At 45.4% G+C, this 6,113-nt stretch carries 3 protein-coding genes and 5 tRNA genes; 6 read left to right on the top strand and 2 right to left on the bottom strand.

Annotation, left to right across the window (positions count from 1 at the left end; translation table 11 throughout):
• The coding region (locus tag AC5OW4_RS13945; RefSeq protein ID WP_493677108.1) for a ribokinase at positions 1-873 on the bottom strand (873 nt) is incomplete at its 3' end.
• 287 nt (positions 874-1,160) lie between these two features.
• Positions 1,161-3,242 carry an alpha-amylase family protein gene (locus AC5OW4_RS13940; RefSeq protein ID WP_072684694.1) on the bottom strand — a complete coding sequence of 694 codons (2,082 nt, stop codon included), beginning with the start codon at positions 3,240-3,242 and terminating at the stop codon, positions 1,161-1,163.
• A gap of 179 nt (positions 3,243-3,421) precedes the next feature.
• Between AC5OW4_RS13940 and AC5OW4_RS13935 the strand changes: the two genes are divergently transcribed.
• The 6 genes from AC5OW4_RS13935 (at position 3,422) to AC5OW4_RS13910 (ending at position 6,057) form a co-directional block, all read left to right on the top strand.
• Positions 3,422-5,053, top strand: coding sequence for a type 2 periplasmic-binding domain-containing protein (locus AC5OW4_RS13935; protein WP_295767950.1), 1,632 nt, complete (start codon positions 3,422-3,424; stop codon positions 5,051-5,053).
• A 561-nt stretch (positions 5,054-5,614) separates the two neighbouring features.
• Positions 5,615-5,690: transfer RNA gene (locus tag AC5OW4_RS13930), tRNA-Val, on the top strand.
• A gap of 10 nt (positions 5,691-5,700) precedes the next feature.
• A tRNA-Thr gene (locus AC5OW4_RS13925) sits at positions 5,701-5,776 on the top strand.
• A gap of 6 nt (positions 5,777-5,782) precedes the next feature.
• Positions 5,783-5,867 (top strand) — tRNA-Tyr (locus AC5OW4_RS13920).
• Positions 5,868-5,883: 16 nt separating this feature from the next.
• A tRNA-Gln gene (locus tag AC5OW4_RS13915) sits at positions 5,884-5,959 on the top strand.
• 22 nt (positions 5,960-5,981) lie between these two features.
• Positions 5,982-6,057, top strand: a tRNA-Lys gene (locus AC5OW4_RS13910).
• The last annotated feature ends 56 nt before the right edge of the window (positions 6,058-6,113 follow it).

The raw sequence follows: 6,113 nt of genomic DNA, 5'->3' as shown, positions 1-6,113 counted from the left end.
TTGTGCTTCAGATAAGGTTGGAATCGAAGCCGAAGCACCTTTTCTCATAACTGCGCAGCCACTGGCTGCCGTAGCGATTGCAAGGCAATCGAGATCTTGGTGACCAGCAAGTTTAGCCGCCAGAAAGAATCCTGTAAAAGTATCGCCGGCGCCGACAGTATCCACAACTTCAACCGGACAACAAGGCAAAGTCAATCGTTTGCGCCCAGCTTGCAGACAGCTTCCCTGTTCCCCCAAGGTTAGAATAATCTGCACATCAGGGAAAGTTTCAGCGAAGTAGTTCAGGATGGCTTCGGGTTCACTCTGTCCGGAAAAGAAGGCCCCTTCAACTTCATTGATGAATAACAGGTCCACTTCATTTAATGGCAGCCATTCAGGAACAGCCGGAGTTGGTGAAGGATTCAGCGCGATCGTCAAGCCTTGAGCATGCGCTTTATGAATTAACTCGTCCAGCCGGTTAATTTCATTTTGAATGACAAGCAGATCGCCGGCTTGAAAATGAGCTAACGTTTCATCAATTTGTGCTGAAGTTATGGAAAAATTGCTTCCAGGATAGACAAGAATGGCATTCTGGCCGGAATCATCTACCTGGATTATCGCGTGGCCGGCCGGTTGGTCAACTAAGCGCAATAAATCGGTATGAATATGATAATGCGCCAACGTGTCCGTTAAAAGTGAGCTTGCCTGCCCCAGACAGCCTGCAAAATAAACTGACGCGCCGCCCTGGCTGAGCGCAACCGCCTGATTCAATCCCTTTCCGCCGCAGAAACACTGCATTTGTCGGGCTGACTGCGTTTCTTTTGGATTTAAGATATGATCAACGGAGTAAAAATAATCGAGATTTAACGATCCAAAAACCAGACATTTCTGCATGTTGAAGAAGCCTCCTTATTTTTTTAATTATAGCATGCGCTGCCGCAGGAAATACAAATAAAAGTGAAAGGCGGTGCATGAAAGGACAAATATCCTAAGATTGAAGTTGGCGCAAAAGCGAGCTGACCGTAGATGAATGTTACTTTTGTTTGCTTTTTAAGACATGAAAACGGTCTTTTTCCAATAAAAAGCGGAATCCGGTGAATGATGCTTACCGAATTCCGTTCTTTGGGAGATGTCGTGATTGATTCTAGGCAAAGATCTGTGAAAGAAAACAGGAGAAAGATTCAACAGGTGATTTCCACGATTTTAACTTCCCCAGGCAGAAAAGCGGCGCAAAACGCTTGTTCGCCAAACTCCAAATTCAGATCGATCCGGGAATTCTCATTTTCAGAACTCAAGATGACCTTTGCGGACTTTACGGCATTTTGGAAGCGCTCCGGCAGATTGCCGGTACGAATCCAATGCCGATGACTCGTTTCTAAATCATGATTAGCGATGACCAGGATCATGGAACGCTTAAGCGCATAGCCGAAGCCCAATGCCGGAATCCATGGCCCTTCAAACATCAATGGGAATTGATCGGCCTTGCGTGTCAACGCCGAGCGATAACGCCGTCGGATTTGTGTTGCCGCTTCCAGGAGCGTCGGAAGCTGCCACCGCTGCGCGTCAAGATAATGGAAAGCATAACGATCGAATAACGCCAGTTTGCGGTAAAATGGGTCTGTTTCCGGCAGCTGGTCTTGTTCATCAGGCCGGCAATCCAATCCCGTATTCATCGGTTGGACTTCGTAAACCTCTTGGCCTGAATTGATAAACGGAACACAATTCGGTATAAATAAATTAAGCAAAGTTAACATCCGGCAGAGCTGTCTTCCCCCTTCGCGGGCGCTTAACCGCGGCGTATCGTGCGTTTCGCCTGCCGCAAAAACCGGGCAGGGCAAAGCGGAAGCTCCGTAAGCAAAAGCATTTAATTGATCTTCTTTGGGACGCGTTTCCTGAGTGAACCCTCCGCCGATAATCATATTATATCCCTTTTTCAAAGAAACCGCCGCGTTTTGTGTATCCAGTTCCTCGGCGATAAAACAGAAGTGAGGATCGATTTCCCGGGCGGCGTCAATGATTCGCTTTACCAACTTTAGCGGCAGCGCGTGCCCCATGTCAATCCGTGCCCCGTCAATTCCGAATTCCGTCTGATAGTAAGGGATGATCTGGCTTAACAGATCCCATAACGGCTCGTTGATGACGCTGCCGGGATTTAAACTCGACTTTGCGACGTCGTAAAGAATATAGGGATTGAAGTTCTCCGTTTTCGGCAGGAAGGGAACGGAGGACGCCGGATGATCTAAATACATGCGGAAAAAAGTGATGTCGTTCCAGGCTGGCTGCGGATCATTGATGCAATCGCTGAAAGCCGGAGCGACCGTCATGCCAAACACTTCCTGAACCAGATCCAGAATTTCTTCTTTTCCTTTTTTCCATCGCGCAACGACAGTTTTCCACTTTTCAGGATCCAGACTTTGCGGATTCGGCTGGAATTTGCGGATATGCTCCAGAACTTCTTTGCTGGCGTACATCAATTCCAGATATTTGGGATCAGCGACACTGCCAGGTTCGACGCCGGGAACAAACGGCGGTTTGTAAGTGTCTAATTGATCGACGTTAATCCAGTAAAACCAGTCGGGATGTTCGGCGATCAGATCGGAATTCACTGAATTTGTACGTGGGATCAAGTCGATGATTACTTTGATATCCTGGCAATGGCAAGCTTCCACAAGCGCCTTGAATTCATCCTCGACACTCAATTCATCGCCGGTCATGGGGTCTTTTAAATTCGGATCTAACTTGAAAAAATTACTTACGCCATAAGGTGAGCCCAAATCTCCCTTTTTGTTTTTGGTCGAATACTGACTGATCGGAAGCAGGTATAACGTATCGACTCCCATTTTTTTTAATAACGGAAGCAGAGCTAACGTTTTAACAAAAGTTCCGGTTTCTTTCAGGCCATATAAATTTACACTTTCCAGAAATCCGCTGCGGTCATGATCCCAGCTGCTGGAGGTACGGATCATGCAGGAATACACACAGCTTTGCCGGATCCAATTCCCATGAGCGCCGACGCTGGCGATTGAATGATTCTTATAATAAGGTTGGCAAATGGGATCGGCATGATCCTTGCGAAGCGAATTGATCAACTCATCAAAGAATTGATAAGGATTGACGCAAATTTCGCCAGAGGGTAATTTATATTTTGAAGGACATTTTAAATCCAGACTATCAAAAAGATCGGGAAGGGTATAATTATATGGATAATCGTGTAAATGACGCTGATGCTGCAGGGCTTTCTGTAATTTTAATAGATAACTCATGAAATACTCCTTTTGTAAGTGACTAAAGACCTAATTCATTTTATCATGAAAAATCGAGTGATTGACAGAATTTCAGCTTTTTCAGGAAAAATGCAAATCGGAATCTGAAAATAAATTTGTCAATCTGTTGGAAGTCTGTTACCATGATAGCGGTTGAATTGGACATTGAGGTGAAATGAATGCGGAAACTGTTATTGATCAGCATGGGGGTAATGCTTATGCTGGGGGGATGTGCGAAAGAAAAACCGTGTGTTGCTGAAAATGGCATCGTTTGTTATGATGAAGAAAATCAGCGCTATCAAATAGAGGACGGAGCCCGGATCAGAGTGATGGTGGAAAACGAAGCTTATGGTCAGGCTTTGATCAATCTTTGGGATGCAGAACATCCCGAGCAGACCGGTGTGATCGAGCCGATCGTCGTGCAGAACTTCGATGCGGCGACATGGTTGGGCTATAAGACGGATATTGCGTTATTGTGGAGTAATGATGCAGCGCAGATTCTTAATAATTTTATGCCGGTTCAGCCGGATCTGGAAGTGATGATTCAGGAACATGTACCACAGCAGTTTGGCGAGCTTCTAAATTTGGAAGGTCTGCGCTATGTGCCTATGAGTTATTACGGATTGGTGTTTTCTACCAATGTTACGATGCTTAATGAAATGGGATATGATAGTACTGATGAAAATGGCGATGGCTTGGTCGATGCGTTTGACAGTTTTGAGGAGTTAATGGCTCTGGCAGAGGAATGGGGAGGAATCGAGCGAATCTATCATGATCGGGCGGTAACCGCAGTTTTCCCATTTGCTCTCTCTGAATTATGGGCTTCAATGGTGTTTTTCAGCGCTGATCAGTTTCGTTTTTTTGCAACTTATGAGGCGCTCCGTCCCGGAATGGAGACGGATGAGTTTTTAGAAACACTGAAATTTTTAAGGGCAATGGGTGAATATCCCTGGTATTTGAATCCTCAGGAAGCGAGCGGGGAGGAAGCGGCGGAAACTGCTGCGGATGAGGAACTGGACACAGAAGAGGCAGGCGTGTTGATGGCTGATCCTGATACGGAAGCACCGTCAGAAGAGGCTTCATCGGAAGGGGATGAGAATAAGAAAACGCCGGATAATCCAGGTGAGGAGGAGGAAATCATTCTTCCTTACCGGTCAGAGAATGACCGCGCTTTTGAGGGAGGGTGGTTGTATGATGTGTATCTGGAAAAACTTATTTCACCATTTTCGTTAGTTGGAACGTGGATGTACTATAATCAACAGGAGGATATTGAGCAGCAGGATTTTTATTTCTCACCGATGCCTACCTGGAAAGAACAGTCACTTTCGCCCTTAGCGAAAACGAAGGGGTATTTGTTATCTGAAGAAACAAAATATCCGTCCGCTGCGAATGAAGTTCTGCGTTTGATTCGCAGCGAAGCAGGAATACAGGCGTATATGGATACGGTCGATGAAATCCCGGCGGTGACCGTGGTTGATCGGCCGGAAAATCGTCCGGCACCGGAGAATGAAGAGGCAGAAGGAAAAGGTGAGTCCGATAAGATCGTGCCGTATTATTTGAGTTTCAGGAATGAGAATCAGCGGCAGATCAGCCATGCTTTTTCATTATCTCAGGAAGAATCAATGGTGGCCTTTGAAAAAGATCCATCCGTCAGAGGCTGGGATATGCTCTCAGAGATCGGATTAATTGAAATCGCTGAAAGTGTAATCAAACAGGAAATGACGCCGGAAGAGGCTCAGCTGAAATTACTTGAGCGCAGTGAATCGTGGATGACGCCGTATAAGCCGGCAGAGGAAGTGCCAGAATCGTGATTTAACCTTGGTAAAAAGAAAATGGGATTCAGATTAAATTGATTTTCAGAATTGGATCACATGCTGAGAGACTTATTCGTTTTTGTTTTTACTTGGTTCAGTGTTGATTACAATTTTCAATAGAGTGAAGCTGGCTGCATAATGCTTTTAGTCTTTGTGCAGCCAGCTATTGTTACTATTGCTTAAACAGTGTCTTATTCTAAGAAGAGAATCTTTTTTTATGTTCTGAAGTATAAAGGGATATAGTTTATCAGGTTAGCGCTATGTTAAAATAATAAGAGCAGAGGCGGCAAAGCGCAGGGATGATCTAACAATAGATGGGCCAGTTTATTTCCGAAAGAAAGCAAAGCTGCATCTATTGCTTGTCCAGTTGTAATTAACAGGATTGTATCGGTAACGCAGTCTTCATTATATTTCCAGCATAGAATGATTTCATGGAATTGTGGAGATTGTGTTCAGTTTTGCAATCAAACCCCAGTAAAAAAATCTGATTTTATTATTGACGAGATTCGGAACTTATGATATATTATTAAAGCGCTGGTAATCAGCGAGTAAAAAGATGGAGGCTTAGCTCAGTTGGGAGAGCGTCTGCCTTACAAGCAGAGGGTCGGGGGTTCGAGCCCCTCAGCCTCCACCATTTTTTTATTGCCGACTTAGCTCAATTGGCAGAGCAACTGATTTGTAATCAGTAGGTTGTAGGTTCGATTCCTATAGTCGGCACCAGGAGTTGGAGAGGTAGCGAAGTGGCTAAACGCGGCTGACTGTAAATCAGTTCCCAACGGGTTCGGCAGTTCGAATCTGCCCCTCTCCACCATTCTTTTTTAAGATAGTGGGGCATAGCCAAGCGGTAAGGCAACAGACTTTGACTCTGTCATTTCCCTGGTTCGACCCCAGGTGCCCCAGCCAATTTTTAGTTTGGATTGTTTATGTCCCGGTAGCTCAGGCGGTAGAGCAACTGACTTTTAATCAGTGGGTCGAAGGTTCGATTCCTTTCCGGGACACCACTTAACTATGCGAATGTAGTTCAATGGTAGAACTTCAGCCTTCCAAGCTGACTACG

Source organism: Holdemania sp., from assembly GCF_986127675.1.
The sequence above is the reverse complement of the archived record's forward strand: the minus strand, read 5'-3'. Positions and strand labels throughout refer to the sequence as shown.